The organism is Kineosporia sp. A_224, assembly GCF_002198655.1.
In the GTDB taxonomy this organism is placed as follows: Bacteria; Actinomycetota; Actinomycetes; order Actinomycetales; family Kineosporiaceae; genus R-H-3.
This window is the reverse complement of record NZ_MWLN01000221.1, coordinates 14,059-31,715: the sequence shown is the minus strand read 5'-3', so window position 1 is coordinate 31,715 and position 17,657 is coordinate 14,059. Positions and strand designations below refer to the sequence as shown.

The window sequence follows — 17,657 nt, the reverse complement described above, 5'->3', positions numbered from 1 at the left end:
ATGGGCTTCTCAAACCCGATCATCGGCGGCGGCGGCGCACTGATCCGCGAGGCGATCCGCTCGCCCGACTACGCCCCGGGCTCGGCCGGCTGGACCATCAACCGCGACGGGTCCGCCGAGTTGAACAACGTCTCGATCCGCGGTGACTTCGCCACCGGCGTGGCCGGCGGCCCGGAGCAGTACCTCACGATCGACGACGACACCGACCGCACCACGGTCGCCTTCTGGAACAAGGAAGGCACCGACAAGGCCTACATCAACTCCCCGCTCAACGCCGACGGGAACACCCCTGGCCTGGGCGCCAACACCGGCGTCTACAACATCTCCGGCGCCACCCCGGGTTTCTCCCGGCTCTACATGACCGGCGGCAACTTCGTGCAGCTGGCGACGGTCCGCGGCTCGGACCAGAGCGCATTCGGCGGTGAGTTCTTCGCCAGCAACTCGTTCGCCTCCGTGCGGCACGCCCCGCTCGGCGGCGCGCACACCGGCGGAGAGGTCTTCGTCGACTCGACGGGCGTCCAGGTCGCCCGGAACAACGCCGGCTCGGCGACCGGTGGGCGGCTCAAGGCGACCACGACCGACGGCGTGGTGGAGTACGCCTCGGCCGGCACCGGGCAGCACGGCATCCAGGCGTCATCGTCCGGGGTCACCTCCTACGGCACGTTTCCCTCGACGATCGGGTGGACCTTCACCCCGACCACGGACTGGACGACCTCCGAGTTCCGGATGGACCGGTGGGGGCCGTTCGTCGCGCTGCACATCTTCGTGACGTACTCCGGCGCCGCTGCCCTCGGGCCGGGCAACATCACCGACCAGACGGTGGGCACGATCGTCAGCGCGGGCAACCTGCCGAAGTCTCAGACCAGCATGGCCGCGCAGTGGTTCGCCGGCACCGCCGCCGTCTCGGTCGACTCCGCGGGCTCAGTGGTCATCCGGTACCTGACGACGGCGCTCAACCCGGGCGACGGCATCCGGTTCGACACCTGCTACTTCAACGAGTGACAGGCGGGTCCCGGAACCGCTGACCCGAGGACCCGCCTACCAGCCGAGGACGTCGGCGTACGGGTGCGTCTGTGCGGGCCGGTCTGCGGCACGCGCAGCCCGGGCGGACCGGGCCTGCGCGCGCCGACGGCGCGCCGCCTGCCAGAGGTCGCCCCACGTGGCTCCCTGGTCCTCGGACCCTTCGCCACCGTCCAGCGGCCCATTCTGACCCCGCTCGGCGGTCGGATGGGCCGTCCGCTCGTCCTGGTCCTCGGCCTGATTGTCGTCCTGGTTGTCGTCCTGGTCGTCGTCCTGGTCNNNNCCTGGTCCTGGTCCTCGTCCTGGTCCTCGTCCTGGTCCTCGTCCTCGTGCCGATCCTCGGGCCGGTCCGCGGTCCGCTGGGGCCGGTCCTCGGTCCGGTCCTCGGTCCGCTCGGCGGCCGGGGCCGCGGTCCGCTGGGGCCGGTCCTCGGTCCGGTCCTCGGTCCGCTGGGGCCGGTCCGCGGTCCGCTCGGCGGCCGTTCGGACGGTCCCGTCCGCACGGACGTAGACGTTGGTCCCGCAGCGGCAACGGATCGACCGCGCCCGGACGGTGGTGCGGATCGGGTGCCCGTCGGGGCAGTGGATCTCTGCTGGGGCCAGGTCGAGTGCCATGGTTTCGTCCTCTCGCCGCGTGTTCCTCCGCGGCAATGGGTGCCTGTTCCGGGTGCTTGACCCGCCATCCCCCGAGGGGGAACACCTGTCATCTCGTGCAGGCGAATCAGCGGCCCCCGCTTCGAATCGTCGCAGGTCAGGGCAGGCAGGCGCAGATTTCCCGGGTAGGTACACCAGACATGTCCCGCGGCGGAACACCAGACATGTCCGGAGACCACCAGCGCGCGGCGCGCGACACACAGGGGGTCGGGGAGCGGGCCGCGATTCCGTACTCTCTGGGCATGGGGAAGGGCAGCGGGTCGGGGCGAGCTCGTGGCTGACCTCTCGGCCGCGAATCTCGTGCGCGCGGGCCAGGTCAGCGGGGCCATCACGACGCCGGCACCGGCGGACCGCCCGTCGGTGGTCGTGCGTCGGCGGGATGCTGACGGCCGCGAGGACGACCTGACCGGCGTGGCGCACGGCTGGACGAGCGAGCACGTGCTGGTGATGACGGACGTCGGGAACGTGCACCACCTCGCGTGGTGGCGTGCTGAGGACGTCCGGCGCGGCTGATCGTCGGCGGCTATGCGCCGGCGGCAGGCCGGCCCCGGGGTCGGGCGGGTAGCCCTGCCTCGCGGCGCCAGCGGGCCAGGCTGGACTCGCCGACGTCGAGGTCGGTGCAGATGCGGGACAGCGGCTCGCCGGCGGCGTACCGGGCCAGCGCAGCGGCACGGACGTCGGGCGTCGTCTCTCGCGTGTTGTGTCCCGGGGCGCGTGTGGGGACGCCGGCCGCGCGCAGCCGGTACCGGACCGAGGACGTCGAGCAGGTCAGGCGGGCCGCGACGTCCTCGAGCGCCAGGTGCTCGTCGACGTAGAGCCGCACGACCTCGGCGGAGTCGACCGCGGGCCGCCGGGCCTGGACTCCTTCGGTGCGGCGCAGTCGCTGCACGGTCGACGTCGAGACGCCGAGCGCGCGGGCGATGGCTTCCTGGGACTCGCCGGCCATCCAGCGGCGGCGCAGCTCGTCGACGAGCGCCACACGCTCCGGACGGGGCGCCGGCGGTGTCCGGGGGGTGCGCTGCGGAGGAGGCGTCGCGCGGGTGCGTTTCCCGCGCAGTCGCTGCTGCCGCGCCCGGGCGTCCTCCGCAGCTGCGCGCCCGGCGGTGCGCTCGGCCTCGCGGGTCGAGGCCTCGTCGGCAGACGGTGCGATCGGCGACACGGTCGCGCGCTGCCGGACGACGGCCGGCCAGGACGCCGGCCGGGGTCGGGCGACCGTCGGCAGGTCGACGCTGCGGGTCGCCGTGATGACGTTCCCAGCATTGCCGTAGATCCTCATCGGGAGGGCCTCCAGTTCTCGTCTGTTGTCACTCTGGGTGGCCGAGACCGCGGCGGGTGCCCCGGCTCGGATCGGGCCGAAACGCGATTTCTCATCGCGGTTGGCTCTAGAGACTCTGCGACTACCAGCAACTACCTGCATTCGGCCTCTGACCTGCCGCTATGGGTGCTGGTAGTTGCTGAGTGTGGATCTTGGGACTACCAGCAACTACCAGCACCTCCCGCCGTTCTGCTGGTAGTTGCAGGGATCGGGTCCGCCGCCGAATCGACAAACCCTGCACCCGTTCCTGCTGGTCAGCCGCCCTTTGCTGGGTGTGCTGGTAGTTGCAGGTACCGCTACGCCCCCGTGTGAGAAAGCGCGGTCTGCTCGTGCTCTGCGCCCGGCTCGGCGACGGTGACGCTGGGTCGACTGTCGAGCCGCTCCAGCCGCCACCAACTGACGCCGGTGCGGTCCTTCTCGGAGTCGATCCGCCAGCCGTTGCGGGGGCGCCGGCGCTCGGCGCGCAGCCACGTCCCCAGCTGCTTGGCGTTGTTCGGCGGACGGCCGTTCGGGCCGGTGATGAACGCGTCCTCCCAGGGGTCGGCCTCGTCCCAGCGCGCGTTGTGCTGCGCGCTCTTGTAGAGGTCGACGGCGCGCACCGGCCCGGTGCCGTACTTCTCGAACCACTTGTCGTAGAAGATCCCCCACCGCGTGGTGTCCTCGTCGGCGTCGCGGACCAGGGCGACGTTCGACAGGTAGCCCTTGACCCCGTGGTGCCGCAGGATCCCGCCGATGCCCTGGACGAGGCTGGTGAAGGACCGCATCGGCACGACGTCGCGGTCGGGCCGGCCGCCGGCCGCGGACCAGTCCAGGATCAGGACGAGCAGGGCCCGGAGCACCTTCGCCCGGTTGGCCGGCGCGGTCAGCCAGGACTCCAGGTCGGGGATCTTGAATCCGGTGCGCTCCTCGGGGTGCTCGTCGAGCGGCTCGAGGCGGGACACGATCGTCCGGCTCGGGATGTCCCCGCCGACGGACAGGTTGTTGCCGGTGATGATCCATTCGCGGTCGTTCGGCCAGGACCCCATCGCCGTGCTGCCGAGGATGCGCCCGGACCAGACGGGCGCGGTGAGCAGCCGCGCGAGCGTCGTCGAGGACACGGTCTCGCCGTTCTCGAGGTTGTCGAACACGACCGCGCCACCGGAGCGGCTGAGCGTCGACGAGATGAGTTTCTCCAGTTCGGTCTCCAGCCCGGCGCCGCTCGGCCAGGACACCGTCTGCTGCCCGACGAGCATCCCGATCATGCTGGCGAGGTTGGTCTTGCCCGACGACGGCATGGACGCGGTGATGAGCGTCAGCGGCGTGGACGGTGCCCGCAGCGCGACCCGGACGTACGGGGTGAGCAGCGCGCCGAGCATGTTGGCCTTGTCCGCGTCGCTGGCCCACGGGAAGTCACCGAGCAGGGTGTCGAGCAGGAACGTGCGGGCCTGCTCAACCTCGCCAGGGCTGGGCCGCTCCGGGATGGGCCGCATGTCCAGCGTCGGTGACAGGTACAGGCCGGTCGCCCGGTCGTAGCCGGGGGTCTGCAGCAGGGTCCAGTCCTCACGCAGGACCGGGGTGCCGATGATGCTGGCCAGGGACGGGACGAACTCCCAGTCGCCGCCGGCGGTCGCGGCCTTGATCTGGTCGACCTTCGGCACGTAGGGCACCCACGCGCCCCGGACTTCGCGGCAGGCGTCCACGTTCTCGGCGATCAGCCGCTGGACGAGCGCCGGCGTCAGCGGCGCGGCGCGCTTGGGCAGCGCAAGGTCGCCCTGCCGGATCGGTGATGGGGACTTCTCGACGCGCACGAGCTCGGTCCCCATGAGGTAGACCTCGGGCAGGTGGCCGTCCTCGATGAGCGCGCGCAGCTCGGTGATGCTTTCGGGGTCGCTGCGCACGCGCAGGGTGGGGCGCGAGCCTCCGACGTGGTCTCGCGAGGGCTCGTCCGATTCCCGGTCAGGAACGGCGCGCGCCGCGAGCCTGTGGGCCTCGTTGGCGGTGCTGGTCACGGTGTGATGCCTCTCGGGCTGCGACGTCCGGCGCTCAGGCCGGAGCGGATGGTGGTCTTGGCCTCTGCCGCGGGCAGCCCCACGATCTGCGCGGCATCGGTGAGTGCTTCGGCGGCGGCGGCCTCGTCGAGCCCGTGGCCGGCGACGAGCTGCCCGAGCGCGAACGCCGCCCGGTTGAGTGCGACGTTTCGGCCGCCCTCCCCGACGTCGAGCACCCGCTGGATCTCACCGGCGACCGCGGCCCGCAGGTACGCCGTGGCGCGCGCGCCGAGGTCGACGGGCGCAGGCGCCCGCGTGACGTCCGCCGGCGGCGTGCGTGACGGGACCCGCCCGGCGATGCTCAGCCGCTCGAGCAGCCAGCCCGGAAGCGGGCGGACCGGAACGCCGGCCGTCGGGACGTACAGGCCTTCCGGCCGGGTCGACCACGGCCCGACGACATAACCGCCGCCTGCACGGACGTCGACCTGCCAGCCAAGGCCGCCGGCGACCCCGGCCCCCGAGGTGATGCCCTCACCTGCCGGGGCGGCGTAGTAGAGATGCCGACCGCCTGTCGGGGTGGTCACGGCGAAGGTCTCCAGGTCGGCCGCCGTCCCGTGTCGGCGCGCAAGCCAGGCGAGCACGCCTGCGCCGTCGGTCACGTCGCCCGGGGTGGCGTCGTCGCCCTGGTCGACGAGGACGCGCTCCGGCCGCCGGCCCTTGCCGGTGTCGACGTCGACCACGACGAGCCCGCTCGGGCCGCAGCTGACGCCGACATTCGCGCCCGGGTACGCCTGCCACCAGGCCCGGATGCGCCGCTCGTCGGTCGTCGCGTCGTGCAGCCCGTGCCCGTCTCCCCCGCAGGCACCAGTGCACCTCACGCCCTGACCCGAGTGCGCCGCCCGGATGGCCGGCCGCTTCCCGCCACGCTCGACAGGGAAGACGTGCCACCCGCGACCAGCCATCCGCAAGGCGGCCTCGAGCGCGTCGAGCGCCACCGCCGGGGCGCTCACTGCGTGTCCCAGGACAACAACCGCTCGGCCTCGACGGCCAGGCGTCGGCGCTCGTCCTCGTCGTCGGAGGCGGCCGCACGGCGGTACAGGGCGACCGCCTCGCGGAGTCCTCTCGGCGCCCGCCGGAAGGTGGCCGCCCGGACGACTCGCAGCACAGGGCGCCCGGTCGCGCCGTCGGTCCCGGCCGGCTCGTCGGAAGGCTCGGCAGCGTCCACGAGGGCTCCCAACACGACGGCACCGAGCAGGATCACGAGCAGCGGCATAGCCCCGCCGGACGTGCGACGATGACCAGCGAGAGTGCGTCCAGCAGGCGACTTCTCGACAACCGCGGCGCCGGCCCCCCGTCCGGCGCCGCGGGCGTTTGCGCTCACGTCGTCGCCGCCGGCCGCTTCAACGCGGCAGCGATGCGGGCAAGTTCGTCCGTCGCCGCGTGGACCGTCGCCGCGGCGTACAGGCGCGACCAGCCGCCATGCGCCCGCAGCGCGGGCCCCATGCTGACGCCCCACCCGCACGCGGCCTCGCGGGCCAGCCCGTAGCCGCCCGACCGGAAGGCGGCGCGGACCTCCCTCCGCGCCCGGATCCCGGCTTGGGCCACGAGGCGCAGCTGCGCCGGCGTGAACGCGACGACCTCGGCCTGGCGGCTCATGCCCGGTCCTGCGCGCGACCGCCGGAACTGGCAGACGCCTCCCGCTTGACAACCGATCCAGTGAGGACCACCGAACCGGCCTCTGACCTGGGCTGATCCGAACCCGTCTCACCGGATCTCACGCCCTCGCCGCCTTCGAGCAGCGAGACCACGCTCTCGGTGAGCACCCGGATCCGCCCCAAGACGCGGATCGTGCGCACCGGCGCGCGGCCGGTCTTGATCGCCTCGTACATCGTCGCGTGGGACACGCCGAGCAGCCGAGCCGTCTCCCGCACGTCCATCGTCGGGCCCGCGTCGCGCAGCCCCCGCACCACATCGTCAATGCCCATCGTGACCTCCTGAGTTCCCTCGACTGTTCACCCCGCACTCTGCGGGCAGCCAGACTGATCGGAACGCTCTGCAAGGTAGGAGATCCTTGACCCGCTGGTCAAGGCGGCGCTACGGTGAGCCGAAATTGTTCACCGTGATGAATCGAGATCGAGGCGCCGTGCTTAGTGACGTCGTGGGCCGCCAGGTGCGCGCCCATCGGGACGCCGCGAGAATGACCCGCGAGCAGGTTGCGGAGCGCTGCGCCGCCTTCGGGTGGGAGGGCGTCACGGCGGCCGTCCTGAACTACATCGAGACCGGACGCCCGGACGCTCAGGGCCGCCGCCGGCGCGAGGTGACCGTGGACGAACTTGCTGCCCTGGCCGTCGCCCTGGACGTTCCGCCGCTAGCGCTGCTGGCCCCGCTCGACCGCGAGCCCTGGGAAGGGATGGCGAGCAGTGCGCTGGGCGTCTCGACCGCGACCGCTGTTGCATGGTTCCGCGGCGACCGCCGGCTGATCGGCCGCGGAACGCCGCCCGCGGCCTACGCGAAGGTGAGGCTCTACGTCCAGGCGGACGACGCCGCGCGGGCGCTCGAGCGCACTCTCGGCGAGTGGCTCGGCGTAGGCCGCAGGCAGCTCGAGACGGTCGAGCAGGTCGGTGACGGCGACACCGAAGAGGCGTCCACGCCACCCTCGGACGGTCCCACGAACACCCGCCCCGGCGAGTGGGACGACCGCTCCACCGCAGACACCCGCCCCCCGGGCTGGGCCGCTCGCTACCAAGCGCAGCTCGACGAGCTGCGCGCTTCTCGCGCTCGTCTCCGGGCGATGGGCATTCCCACGCCGGAACTGCCCCAGGGCCTCGCGTGGGCGGATCCGGAGGACAGCGATGGCTGACCCGATCAAGCGCGTGCAGCTGGCGGACGGTTCGGTGCGCTACCGGTTCGTCATCGACATCGGCGCTGACCCGTCGTCCGGCAAGCGCCGGCAGAAGACGCACACGTTCGATCGCAAGCGTGACGCTCAGGCCGAGTACGCCCGGATCCGGCACGAGGTCGGCCGCGGTGTCTACGTCACGCCGAGCGACGCGACGATTGCCGAGGTGCTCGACGCCTACCTCGTGCACGCCTCCCTCGACGTCGAAGAGGGCACTGCCGCGAACTACCGCGCCGCGCTGCTGCCGGTGCGCGCCCGGCTCGGGGAGCGCCGCGCGCAGACCGTCGTCGAGCAGGACATCGATGCTCTGGTCGAGTGGATGCTGACCAGTGGACGCCGGCGCGGCGGCAAGCCCGGCACGGGCCTGTCTGCTCGCTCCGTGGCGCTCACCCTGGGCCAGCTGCGCGCTGCGCTCAACCTCGCCGTCCGGCGGCAGCTGGTCGTCCGCAACGTTGCGATGGATACACGGATCCCGCGGGCGGCCCGGAAGGCTGACGCGGAGCGACGGGCCGCCCGGACGCCGTGGCAGGACGCCGAGACGCGCAAGTTCCTCGCGAGCATCGCGCAGGACCGACTGCACGCGCCGGTCCTGATGCTCTGCATGGGCCTGCGCCCGGCCGAAGTCTGCGGCTTGCCCTGGGCCGACGTCGCGCTCGAGGCGGACCCGGCGACGCTGCGCGTCACGACGACGCGCACGATCGTCGAGGGGCGTGTGGTCACGAAGGACCCCAAGTCAGCAGCCGGCCGCCGCACTCTGCCGCTGCCGGACGTCGCCACCGCTGCCCTGCGGAGATTCCGTCAGACGCAGGCGGCCGAGCGACTGGCTGCCGGGCCGGCCTATGACGCCAGCGGCTTCGTCCTGGTGGACGAGCTCGGCCAGCCCTTCAAGACCGATCAGCTGCGCCGCCGGCTGTACCGGCTCATGGAGACCGCCGGCGTCCGGAAGGTCCGGCCGTACGACGCCCGGCACGCCTGCCTGACCTACCTGGCAGCGAACGGCGTCCCTGACGTCGTCGTGTCGGCTTGGGCCGGGCACGCCGACCTGTCGTTCACGAAGCGTGTGTACGTCCACCCGGACGAGACTCACCTGGCGCCGGCTGCGGTCGCCCTGAATCACCTACTGACCCACGCCTGACAGGGCGTGCGCACGACCACAACTGAATAGCGATGTGAGACAAAGTGAGACGGACCCCGCCACACGCGAAGTGTGACGAGGTCCGAACAGGCCTCTGACCTGCACTTTCACCGTCGGGATGACAGGATTTGAACCTGCGACCCCTTGACCCCCAGTCAAGTGCGCTACCAAGCTGCGCCACATCCCGGTCACCTGTCGGGCCGCCCTCGCGGGGCGATCCGGCTTCAGGATGCTACCCCATCGACGGGGCCGGACTCACACCGGTAACCGCCCCCGGCGGCCTCGGACGTCGTCCGCCGCGTAGGTCCGACGGGGGTACGACCGTCCCGACACCACAGCGCGGCTATCGTCGACGGCGTGCCGGGGACGCGACCGACGAAGGCCGAGCTCGATGCGGCGTACGACCGGTCCGTGGACGACCTCGTGGGTCCCGCACTGAGGGTGCTGCTCGTCGGGATCAACCCGTCGCTGTGGGCCGGCTGGTCGGGGTTGCACTTCGGACGGCCGTCGAACCGGTTGTGGCAGACGCTCTTCGAGGCCGGTCTCACGTCGCGCAGGCTGCAGCCCGAGGACGCCGACGAGCTGCTTTCCTCGGGGATCGGCATCACGAACTTCGTCAACCGGGCGACGGCACGGGCCGACGAGTTGAACGACGACGAGATCCGGGCCGGGGTGCCGCGGCTGGAGGCGCTCGTCGAGCGGTGGCGGCCGCCGCACGTCGCGGTGCTCGGGGTCACCGCGTACCGGGTCGCGTTCGGGCGGCCCAAGGCACGGGTTGGGCCGCAGGAGGAGACGCTCGGCGGGGCGCGGCTCTGGGTGCTGCCCAACCCGTCCGGGCTCAACGCGCACTACCAGCAGCCCGACCTCACCGCCGAGTACGCCCGCGTTGCCACCGCGCTCACCACCTGACCCACGGCAGCGCCGCCCGTACCGGCCAGCGAGCACTCAGGCACCCGGCGTGCACCCTTTCGAGGCCGGATCGGGGCCGGATCGGGTACACATCGGGTGCCTGACCGGACACAGGCAGGTGCCTACTTCTTGCGCTTCTCGCGCGGACGCACCGAGACCTCGATCGGGGTCCCGACGAAGCCGAACTCCTCGCGCAGGCGGCGCTCGACGAACCGTCGGTAACCCGCCTCGAGGAAGCCCGTCGTGAAGAGCACGAAGCGCGGCGGCTTCGTCGAGGCCTGGGTGCCGAAGAGGATCCGCGGCTGCTTGCCGCCGCGGACCGGGTGCGGGTGCGCCGACACGATCTCGGCGAGCACCGAGTTGAGCCGGCTCGTCGGCACGCGCAGCTCCCACGACGCGAGGGCGGTGTCGATCGCCGGTACGAGCCGGTTGGTGTGCCACTTCGTCAGCGCCGAGAAGTTGATCCGCGGCGCCCACTGCACCTGCACGAGGTCGACCTCGTGCTCGCGCTCGAGGTAGCGGCGGCGCTCCTCGTCGACGAGGTCCCACTTGTTGTAGGCGAGGACGACGGCCCGGCCGGCGTCGACGACCATCTGGATGACCCGGGTGTCCTGCTCGGTGAGCGGCTCGGACGCGTCGAGGAGGACGACGGCCACCTCCGCCTTCTCCAGCGCACCCTGGGTGCGCAGCGAGGCGTAGAAGTCCGCGCCCTCCGACTGCCGCACCTTGCGCCGGATGCCCGCGGTGTCGACGAACTTCCACGCCCGCCCGGACAGCTCGATGATCTCGTCGACCGGGTCGCGGGTCGTGCCGGCGACCGAGTCGACGACGACCCGCTGCGACCCGGCGAGCGCGTTGAGCAGGCTCGACTTGCCGACGTTCGGGCGGCCGACGAGGGCCACCCGGCGCTGCCCCGGGGTGTTCGGGCCGCCGACGGCGGACACCGGCGGCAGCACCGCCATGCACGCGTCGAGCAGGTCGCCGCTCCCCCGGCCGTGGACGGCCGACACCGGGTACGGCTCCCCCAGCCCGAGGTTCCACAGCACCGAGGCGTCCGCCTCGCCACGCTGGTCGTCGACCTTGTTCGCGGCGAGGACGACGGGCTTGCCCGCGCGCCGCAGCAGCTTGACGACGGCCTCGTCGGTCGCGGTCGCGCCGACGGTGGCGTCGACGACGAACATCACGGCGTCGGCGAGGCCGATGGCGATCTCGGCCTGCTCGGCGACCCGGGCGTCGATGCCGTTGACCTGGCGCTCCCAGCCGCCGGTGTCGACGACGACGAACCGGCGCCCGGCCCACTCGGCCTCGTAGGTCACGCGGTCCCGGGTCACCCCGGGGACGTCCTCGACGACGGCCTCGCGGCGGCCGATGATCCGGTTGACGAGCGTCGACTTGCCGACGTTCGGCCGGCCGACGACGGCGAGCACGGGCAGCGGCGCGGCGCCGTCGCCGTCCGCGTCGTCGTCCGCCCGGCCCTCGAGCAGGGCGAGGTCCTCGTCGGAGAGCGCGTACTCCGACAGGCCCACCCGCAGGGCGCGGGCGACGTCCGGCCCGCCGTCCTCGGTCGGCGCAGCAGGAGCGGTCTCGGCAGGAGCGGTCTCGGCAGGAGCGGTCTCGGCGGCCGCGACACCGACGGCGGCGCTGCCGTCGGTCTGCGTGGTCGGGTCGTGGTCGGTCACAGGTGCTCCCCTCGGGCGACCTGCTCGGGGGACCATCCGAGGTCCTCCGGCAGGCTCTGTCCGGTCAGTTCGACGGCGCGGGTGACGTGCTCGGCGAGCGCGTCCCGCACCGATGCGGTGGCGTGTACGAGTGCGGTGCGGCCGGGGACGCCGTCCGGCACCGCCACCGCGAGCGGCGGGCCGAAGACGACGTCGAGCCGGCGGCGGGGCCGCGGCAGGTGGTTCGTGCCCTCACCGGTCCGCCGCACCCCGAGGCAGGCGGCCGGGACGACGGGTGCACCGGAGCGCAGCGCGAGCCAGGCCACCCCCTGCTGGACGGCAGCGACGTCGCCGCGCCCACGGGTCCCCTCGGGGAACATCCCGAGTACCCCGGACGATTCCAGGACGCCCAGTGCGGCGGTCAGCGCGGCCCTGTCCCCGGTGTGCCGCTCGACGGGGATCATCCCCGCGCGGCGCATGACCGCGCCGAGGACGCCGCGGAACGCCTCGGCCTTGACGAGGCAGACCGTCCAGCGCGGGCTCGCCGCGATGAGCAGCGGCCCGTCGAGCAGCGCGCTGTGGTTGCTCGCGAGGATCACCGGGCCCTGCGGCGGGACGTTCTCGGCCCCGTGGACCCGGACGGGCCAGACGGCCCCGAACAGCAGAGCCGCGATGGGACGGGCCCACCACGGCGGGTTCACGACGCGGTCCCGCTCCGACCGCCTGCGCCCGTGAGCGTGCCCTCGAGGTCGACGGTCAGGGTGTCCGGCTCGCCGTCGACCCGCGCCGCGGCGACGAGGTCAGCGACCACCGAGCCGGACGACGCGGCTTTTCCCGGCGTCCCCTCCACGGTCTCGAGGACGACGTCGAGGACGGCCCCGACGGTCTCCTCGAAGGTCAGGTCGGAGGAGTCGAGGTGCAGGACACCGTCGGCGGCCTCGTGGAAGCTCGACACGGTCGAGTCGTCGGCGTCCCGGCGGAGCACCTGGTCGCGGGTCGCGGCGAGCGCGGTCTCGTCGTCCGAGCCGTGCACCTCGCGGGCACGGCGGGCGAGCCGGGCGCGCTCGTCGGCGGTGAGCAGGATGCGGACGTCGGCGTCCGGTGCGACGACCGTCGTGATGTCGCGGCCCTCGGCGACGACACCGCCGCGGCCGTCCCGCTCGGCCTCGATGATCTCGCGCTGGCGGCGGCGCAGCTCGGCGCGGACGTCGAGGTTCGTCGCCACGGCGCTCACGGCCGCGGAGATCCGGGTCTCCCGGATCGCGGCGGTGACGTCGGTGCCCGCGACGGTCACGGTGGGGGTGTCCGGGTCGGTGCCGACGACGAGGTCGACGGTGCGGGCGCGGTCGGCGACCGCCGCGGCGTCCGTGAGCTCGATGCCGGCGTCGAGGATCGACCAGCAGACCGCGCGGTACATGGCGCCGGTGTCGAGGTAACCGACGCCGAGCCGGCGGGCCACCTCCCGCGAGACGCTCGACTTGCCGGACCCGGAGGGCCCGTCGACGGCGACGACGAACGGACGGCGCGACGCGGCGGCGTCAGGTGCGGGCACGTCGAGGAACCCTTCCGGGAGGCGATCGGGTGTCGTACACGTGGTGGAGGCCGATGACGGCCCCGTCCAAGGGTAGTCGCTGCGCGGCCCCGCCCCTGCCGCCCGACGCCCGGACGGCGCAGGCGTGCCCGATGTCAGGCGACGACCTTCCACCCCGCGGCGTCGAGCCCCGCCTCCAGCCGCTCCCGGACGGCGGGCAGCACCGACACCTCGACGAGGCCGACGGCCCGGCCCGGGGCATGCTCGAGGGCGAGCTCCTCGACGTTGACGCCGGCGTCGCCGATGTCGGCGAACAGCCGGGCGAGCGAGCCCGGGGCGTCCGGCACGACGACCGTCACGACCGCGTAGCGGGTCGCCTGGCCGCCGTGCTTGCCGGGGATCCGCTCGCGGCCGACGTTGCCGTCGGCGACGACCTTCGCGACCGCGGCCCGGGCCCCGAGCGCCGGCGGCGCACCGGCCCCCGGCTCGCCCTCGGCGGCGATCGACGCCAGCCCGGCGATGACGCCGTCGAGGTCCGCGCGCAGCGCGGTGAGCACGTCGAGGACGGGCGCGGCGTTCGCGGAGAGGATCTGCGCCCAGAGCAGCGGGTCGCTGCTCGCGATCCGGGTCACGTCGCGCAGGCCCTGCCCGGCGAGGCCGACGGCGCCCTCGGGGGCGGTGCGCAGGCGGGCCGCGACGAGGCTCGCGGCGACCTGCGGCACGTGCGAGACGACGGCGACCGAGGCGTCGTGCTCCTCGGCGCCCATGACGACCGGGGTCGCCCCGAGCGCGAGGGCGAGCCGGCGCACGAGGTCGACGCGGTCGCCGTCCGCCTTCTCCCCCGCGCAGACGACCCACGGCCGGCCGATGAACAGGTCCCCGCGGGCGGCGACCGGACCGGAGCGCTCGCGGCCGGCCATCGGGTGGCCGCCGACGTAGCGCGACAGGTCCCCGCCGCGGGCCGCGACCTCGGCGAGGATCCCGGACTTCACGCTCGCGACGTCCGTGACGGTCGCCGTCGGGTGCGCGGCGAGCTCGGCGAGGACGACGTCCGCGGTGACGTCCGGCGGTGCCGCGACGACGACGAGGCCGACGTCCGCACCGTCGCCACCGGCGGCGGCCGCGCCGGCCCCGAGGTCACGGGCGAGCGCGAGCGCCGTCGGCGAGGGGTCGGACAGCAGGACGCGCGCGCCGCCGGACGCCAGGCCGAGGCCGACGCTCGTGCCGAGCAGACCGGTCCCGACGACCTTGACGGTCGGCAGGCCGGCAGCGACGGCGGCGTCGAGGCTCACGCCGGGTCGCCGGCCCGCTCGACGTCGATCACGGGCGGGACGTCGGCGCGGAGCACCTGGGTGCCGTGGAGGTACACGTTGACGATGTCGGCACGCGGACGGTCGGTCTCCACATGCGCGAGGAGCCGGACGACGAGCGGCATGCCGCCCTCGACGTACATCTCCTGCGCGCAGATGAGCGCGACCTCGTGGAAGCCGAGCTGGCGGGCGGCGAGGGCTGGCGCGACGCTGACGATGTCCCGGGTCGCGGTGAAGACGATGCTCACGACGTCGTCCTGGGCCAGGCCGTTCTCCGCCATGACCTTCTCGACGAGCTCACGGCTGGCGGCGAGCACGACCTCACGGTCGTCCGCCGACACCTGCGTCGCTCCGCGCACGGCCCGCAGTGCCACCGTGTCCTCCTTCGTCCGGAAAACCGCAGGTCACGCGCCTGCTGCCGGATCCACGCTAGCCGGACGGTCCACCACCCGGACAGCAGGTCCGGATGGCGGAACCGCCGCCTAGAGCCCCACTGCCTCCATGAGCGACGCGATCTCGCCCTTGTTGAGGACCCGGCTGCGGCCGGTGCGCAGGTCGCCGAGGCGGATCGGGCCGACCTTGACCCGGACGAGCTGCTCGACCGGGTGCCCGACGGCGGCCATGAGCCGGCGGACGATCCGGTTGCGGCCGTCGTGCAGGGTGACCTCGAGGAGCGCCTTGCCCGGGCGGGCGTCGACGACCTTGAAGGAGTCGACCGTCGCGATGCCGTCGTCGAGCTCGACGCCGGTCATGAGCTGCTTGCCGACGTCCCGCTCGACCTTGCCGGCGACCTCGACGAGGTACGTCTTCGGCACCTCGTAGCTCGGGTGCGTGAGCCGGTTCGCGAGCTCGCCGTCGTTCGTCAGGAGGATGAGGCCCTCGGTGTCGACGTCGAGCCGGCCGACGTGGAAGAGCCGCTCCTCGCGGTCGACCATGAAGTCGCCCAGCGTGAGCCGGTCGTCGCCCTGGCCGAGCGTCATCGACGACAGCACCCCGACCGGCTTGTTGAAGGCCACGTAGATGAGGGTCTCGTCGAGCTGGATCCGCAGGCCGTCGACGTGCACGGACTGGCTCTTCGGGTCGATCCGGACGCCGAGCTCGGTGACGACGTGACCGTCGACCTGGACCCGACCCGCCTCGATGAGCTCCTCGCAGCGGCGGCGGGAGCCGACGCCGGCCTGCGCCAGCACCTTCTGCAGGCGGATGCCGCCCTCGACGTGGACGTCGACGGTCTCCTTCGGCGGGACCGGGCCGCGCCGCGGCGGCTGCCCGACCGGGCGGCCCTGGACGGCGCCCGTGCGGGTCGTCGGCCGGCCGCGGCCGCGCTCGCCGGGGACCTTGGGGGTCGTGCCGCGGCTCGGGGACGCGCTCGGGGTCGCGCTGGGGCCCTTGCGGTGCCCCTTGCTGCCGCCGGACCGGCCGGCCGCACCGCCACGCCCGCCACCGGGNCCCGCCGGAGCGTCCGCCGCCGGACCCTCCCGACCTGCCGCCGCCGCTGCCGGACCGTCCGCTGTCGCCGCTCATGCCGTGCCTCCGAGACCCAGCTCGTCAAGGGCGTCGACCTCGGGCAGGAAGGGCGCGAGAGCCGGCAGCTCGTCGAGCGAGGAAAGCCCGAGCCGCTGGAGGAACTGGGTGGTGGTGCGGTAGAGCACGGCGCCCGACTCGGGGTCCGTGCCGGCCTCCTCGACGAGGCCGCGGGTGACGAGGGTGCGCATGACGGCGTCCACGTTGACCCCGCGGACGGCGCCGACCCGGGCCCGGCTCACGGGCTGGCGGTACGCGACGATCGCGAGGGTCTCGAGCGCGGCCTGGGTGAGCTTGGCGGTCTGGCCGTCGAGCATGAAGCGCTCGACGACGGGCGCGTAGTCGGTGCGGCTGTAGATCCGCCAGCCGCCCGCGACGTGCCGCAGCTCGAAGCCGCGGCCCTGCTCGTCGTACTCCTGGGCGAGCTCGGCGAGGACGAAGCCGACCCGGTCGGTCGTCAGGCCCAGCGCGGACGCCAGGGACACCTCGTCGATGGGCTCCTCGACGACCATGAGGACCGCCTCGACGGCGCCGCGGGCGCCGGACGGCAGGGCGTCGAGATCGAGGGACTGCTGCTCCTCGGTCGTCGCGGACACCGGTTCCGGTGCCGGGACCGGCTCGGGCTCGGCCACGACGGGCTCGGCCACGACGGGCTCCGCCGCGTCGGCGACCTCGGGGGCGACGTCGTCCGCGGTGGCGGGTGCGGCGTCGGTGGACTGGCTCACTGGTCCTGGCCTTCCTGTGGTTCGTCGGTCGGGGTGACCGGGGCGCCGAGCGCCGCGATGTCCTCGTCGGTGACGGACTCGGCGACGTCGTCCTCGGGCGGCGGGGGCGCCCCCTCGAACTCGTCGACCTCGACGACGACGTCCTCGTCGTCCGAGCCGGTCCACCGGATGGTCAGCTCGCCGAGCGGCGTGACCTGGTCGAACGCGAGCGCGCCCTCGCGGAACAGCTCGAGCAGCGCGAGGAAGCGGGCGACGACGACGATCGTCTCCCCGGCGTCCGCGATGAGCACCCGGAAGCTCGCCGACCGGGTCCGGCGGAGTCGGTCGATGATGAGCGCCGCCTGCTCGCGGACGCTCACCGGCGGGGCGTGCAGGTGGGCCAGGCCCACCTGCGGGGCCACCTTGGGCGTCATCGCCTTGGCAGCGATCATCGCGAGCTGCTCGGGGGTGATCCCCAGGACGAGCTCGGGCAGGAGCTGGGCGAACCGGGGCTCGACGGCGACCGCGCGCGGCTGCCGGCGGTTCTCCTCGGCGATCCGCTGCGCGAACGTCGCGGCGACGTCCTTGAACGCCCGGTACTGCAGGAGCCGCGCGAAGAGCAGGTCGCGGGCCTCGAGCAGCGCGAGGTCCTCGTCGTCCTCGACCTCGGCCTGCGGGAGCAGCCGGGCGGCCTTGAGGTCGAGCAGGGTGGCCGCGACGACGAGGAACTCGCTCGCCTCGTCGAGGTCCCACTCCTTGCCCTTCGCCTTGATCCACGCGACGAAGTCGTCGGTGACCTTGGCGAGGGCGATCTCGGTGACGTCGAGCTTGTGCTTGGAGATCAGGCCCAGGAGCAGGTCGAACGGGCCGTCGAAGTTGTCGAGGTGGACCTCGAACCCCGGTGAGCGGCCCGGCAGCGGACCCCCGGGGACGAGCCCCATCCCCGCGTGCGCACCGTCGGGCACGACCTCGAGACCACCGGGACCGGGGGTCTGCGAAGGTGCGGACGGGGCAGGAGACACGAGGGGTAAG

At 73.4% G+C, this 17,657-nt stretch carries 18 protein-coding genes, 1 tRNA gene and 2 pseudogenes; 5 read left to right on the top strand and 16 right to left on the bottom strand.

The annotated features are described in order from the left end of the window. The gene (locus EDJALFJO_RS29145) at positions 1–1,002 is read left to right on the top strand and encodes a hypothetical protein (RefSeq protein ID WP_088289831.1); all 1,002 of its coding nucleotides are present in this window, start codon (positions 1–3) and stop codon (positions 1,000–1,002) included. Positions 1,003–1,303: 301 nt separating this feature from the next. Here EDJALFJO_RS29145 and EDJALFJO_RS35875 read toward each other — a convergent pair. Further along, positions 1,304–1,634, bottom strand: a pseudogene (locus EDJALFJO_RS35875) (hypothetical protein); the annotation flags it as partial. Between the two features lie 312 nt (positions 1,635–1,946). On the opposite strand from EDJALFJO_RS35875, the gene EDJALFJO_RS29140 reads away from it, so the two are divergent. Beyond that, on the top strand, positions 1,947–2,186 hold the full coding sequence (locus EDJALFJO_RS29140; RefSeq protein ID WP_143448854.1) for a hypothetical protein: 240 nt from the start codon (positions 1,947–1,949) through the stop codon (positions 2,184–2,186). Positions 2,187–2,196: 10 nt separating this feature from the next. Here the strand turns inward: EDJALFJO_RS29140 and EDJALFJO_RS29135 are convergent, their stop codons facing one another. The 6 genes from EDJALFJO_RS29135 to EDJALFJO_RS29110 all read right to left on the bottom strand — a co-directional run bounded on the left by EDJALFJO_RS29135 (position 2,197) and on the right by EDJALFJO_RS29110 (position 6,940). Beyond that, positions 2,197–2,949 (bottom strand): helix-turn-helix domain-containing protein, encoded by a 753-nt coding sequence (locus EDJALFJO_RS29135; RefSeq protein ID WP_088289829.1) that lies wholly within the window; start codon positions 2,947–2,949, stop codon positions 2,197–2,199. A 335-nt stretch (positions 2,950–3,284) separates the two neighbouring features. Continuing rightward, positions 3,285–4,865, bottom strand: a complete 1,581-nt coding sequence (locus EDJALFJO_RS29130; protein WP_088289828.1) for a hypothetical protein — start codon at positions 4,863–4,865, stop codon at positions 3,285–3,287. Positions 4,866–4,972: 107 nt separating this feature from the next. Then, a complete protein-coding gene (locus tag EDJALFJO_RS29125) occupies positions 4,973–5,917 on the bottom strand; it encodes a bifunctional DNA primase/polymerase (RefSeq protein ID WP_088289876.1) in 945 nt (314 codons plus the stop codon). A gap of 44 nt (positions 5,918–5,961) precedes the next feature. After that, positions 5,962–6,228 carry a hypothetical protein gene (locus tag EDJALFJO_RS29120; RefSeq protein ID WP_088289827.1) on the bottom strand — a complete coding sequence of 89 codons (267 nt, stop codon included), beginning with the start codon at positions 6,226–6,228 and terminating at the stop codon, positions 5,962–5,964. Positions 6,229–6,332: 104 nt separating this feature from the next. Continuing rightward, a complete protein-coding gene (locus EDJALFJO_RS29115; protein ID WP_088289826.1) occupies positions 6,333–6,611 on the bottom strand; it encodes a hypothetical protein in 279 nt (92 codons plus the stop codon). Next, the gene (locus EDJALFJO_RS29110; protein WP_088289825.1) at positions 6,608–6,940 is read right to left on the bottom strand and encodes a helix-turn-helix domain-containing protein; all 333 of its coding nucleotides are present in this window, start codon (positions 6,938–6,940) and stop codon (positions 6,608–6,610) included. Before EDJALFJO_RS29110 ends, EDJALFJO_RS29115 begins: the two co-directional genes overlap by 4 nt. Positions 6,941–7,152: 212 nt before the next feature. Here EDJALFJO_RS29110 and EDJALFJO_RS29105 point away from each other — a divergent pair, with 212 nt between their 5' ends. Next, entirely contained in the window at positions 7,153–7,815 is a 663-nt protein-coding gene (locus EDJALFJO_RS29105; protein WP_198950748.1) for a helix-turn-helix transcriptional regulator, read from the top strand. Next, positions 7,808–8,989, top strand: coding sequence for a tyrosine recombinase XerC (gene xerC / locus EDJALFJO_RS29100; RefSeq protein ID WP_088289823.1), 1,182 nt, complete (start codon positions 7,808–7,810; stop codon positions 8,987–8,989). Before EDJALFJO_RS29105 ends, xerC begins: the two co-directional genes overlap by 8 nt. Before the next feature lie 113 nt (positions 8,990–9,102). On the opposite strand, the gene EDJALFJO_RS29095 is transcribed toward xerC, so the two are convergent. Next, positions 9,103–9,176: transfer RNA gene (locus EDJALFJO_RS29095), tRNA-Pro, on the bottom strand. A gap of 170 nt (positions 9,177–9,346) precedes the next feature. On the opposite strand from EDJALFJO_RS29095, the gene mug reads away from it, so the two are divergent. After that, complete coding sequence (gene mug, locus EDJALFJO_RS29090) at positions 9,347–9,898, top strand: G/U mismatch-specific DNA glycosylase (protein ID WP_088289822.1); 552 nt, start codon at positions 9,347–9,349, stop codon at positions 9,896–9,898. Between the two features lie 122 nt (positions 9,899–10,020). Here mug and der read toward each other — a convergent pair whose 3' ends face one another. From der to EDJALFJO_RS29050, 8 genes and pseudogenes are all read right to left on the bottom strand, one after another. After that, a complete protein-coding gene (gene der, locus EDJALFJO_RS29085) occupies positions 10,021–11,613 on the bottom strand; it encodes a ribosome biogenesis GTPase Der (RefSeq protein ID WP_088289821.1) in 1,593 nt (530 codons plus the stop codon). Next, positions 11,574–12,257, bottom strand: coding sequence for a 1-acyl-sn-glycerol-3-phosphate acyltransferase (locus EDJALFJO_RS29080; RefSeq protein WP_088289820.1), 684 nt, complete (start codon positions 12,255–12,257; stop codon positions 11,574–11,576). The genes der and EDJALFJO_RS29080 overlap by 40 nt, the downstream gene beginning before the upstream one ends. Positions 12,258–12,415: 158 nt before the next feature. Then, positions 12,416–13,108: pseudogene (cmk, locus tag EDJALFJO_RS29075) on the bottom strand ((d)CMP kinase); the annotation flags it as partial. Positions 13,109–13,242: 134 nt separating this feature from the next. After that, on the bottom strand, positions 13,243–14,379 hold the full coding sequence (locus EDJALFJO_RS29070; protein ID WP_088289818.1) for a prephenate dehydrogenase: 1,137 nt from the start codon (positions 14,377–14,379) through the stop codon (positions 13,243–13,245). Then, the gene (aroH, locus tag EDJALFJO_RS29065; RefSeq protein ID WP_088289817.1) at positions 14,376–14,771 is read right to left on the bottom strand and encodes a chorismate mutase; all 396 of its coding nucleotides are present in this window, start codon (positions 14,769–14,771) and stop codon (positions 14,376–14,378) included. The genes EDJALFJO_RS29070 and aroH overlap by 4 nt, the downstream gene beginning before the upstream one ends. A 108-nt stretch (positions 14,772–14,879) precedes the next feature. Further along, positions 14,880–15,587, bottom strand: coding sequence for a pseudouridine synthase (locus EDJALFJO_RS29060; RefSeq protein WP_198950747.1), 708 nt, complete (start codon positions 15,585–15,587; stop codon positions 14,880–14,882). A gap of 330 nt (positions 15,588–15,917) precedes the next feature. Beyond that, positions 15,918–16,646, bottom strand: coding sequence for an SMC-Scp complex subunit ScpB (gene scpB, locus EDJALFJO_RS29055; protein WP_088289815.1), 729 nt, complete (start codon positions 16,644–16,646; stop codon positions 15,918–15,920). Beyond that, on the bottom strand, positions 16,643–17,566 hold the full coding sequence (locus tag EDJALFJO_RS29050) for a segregation/condensation protein A (protein WP_088289814.1): 924 nt from the start codon (positions 17,564–17,566) through the stop codon (positions 16,643–16,645). The genes scpB and EDJALFJO_RS29050 overlap by 4 nt, the downstream gene beginning before the upstream one ends. Between the last annotated feature and the right edge of the window lie 91 nt (positions 17,567–17,657).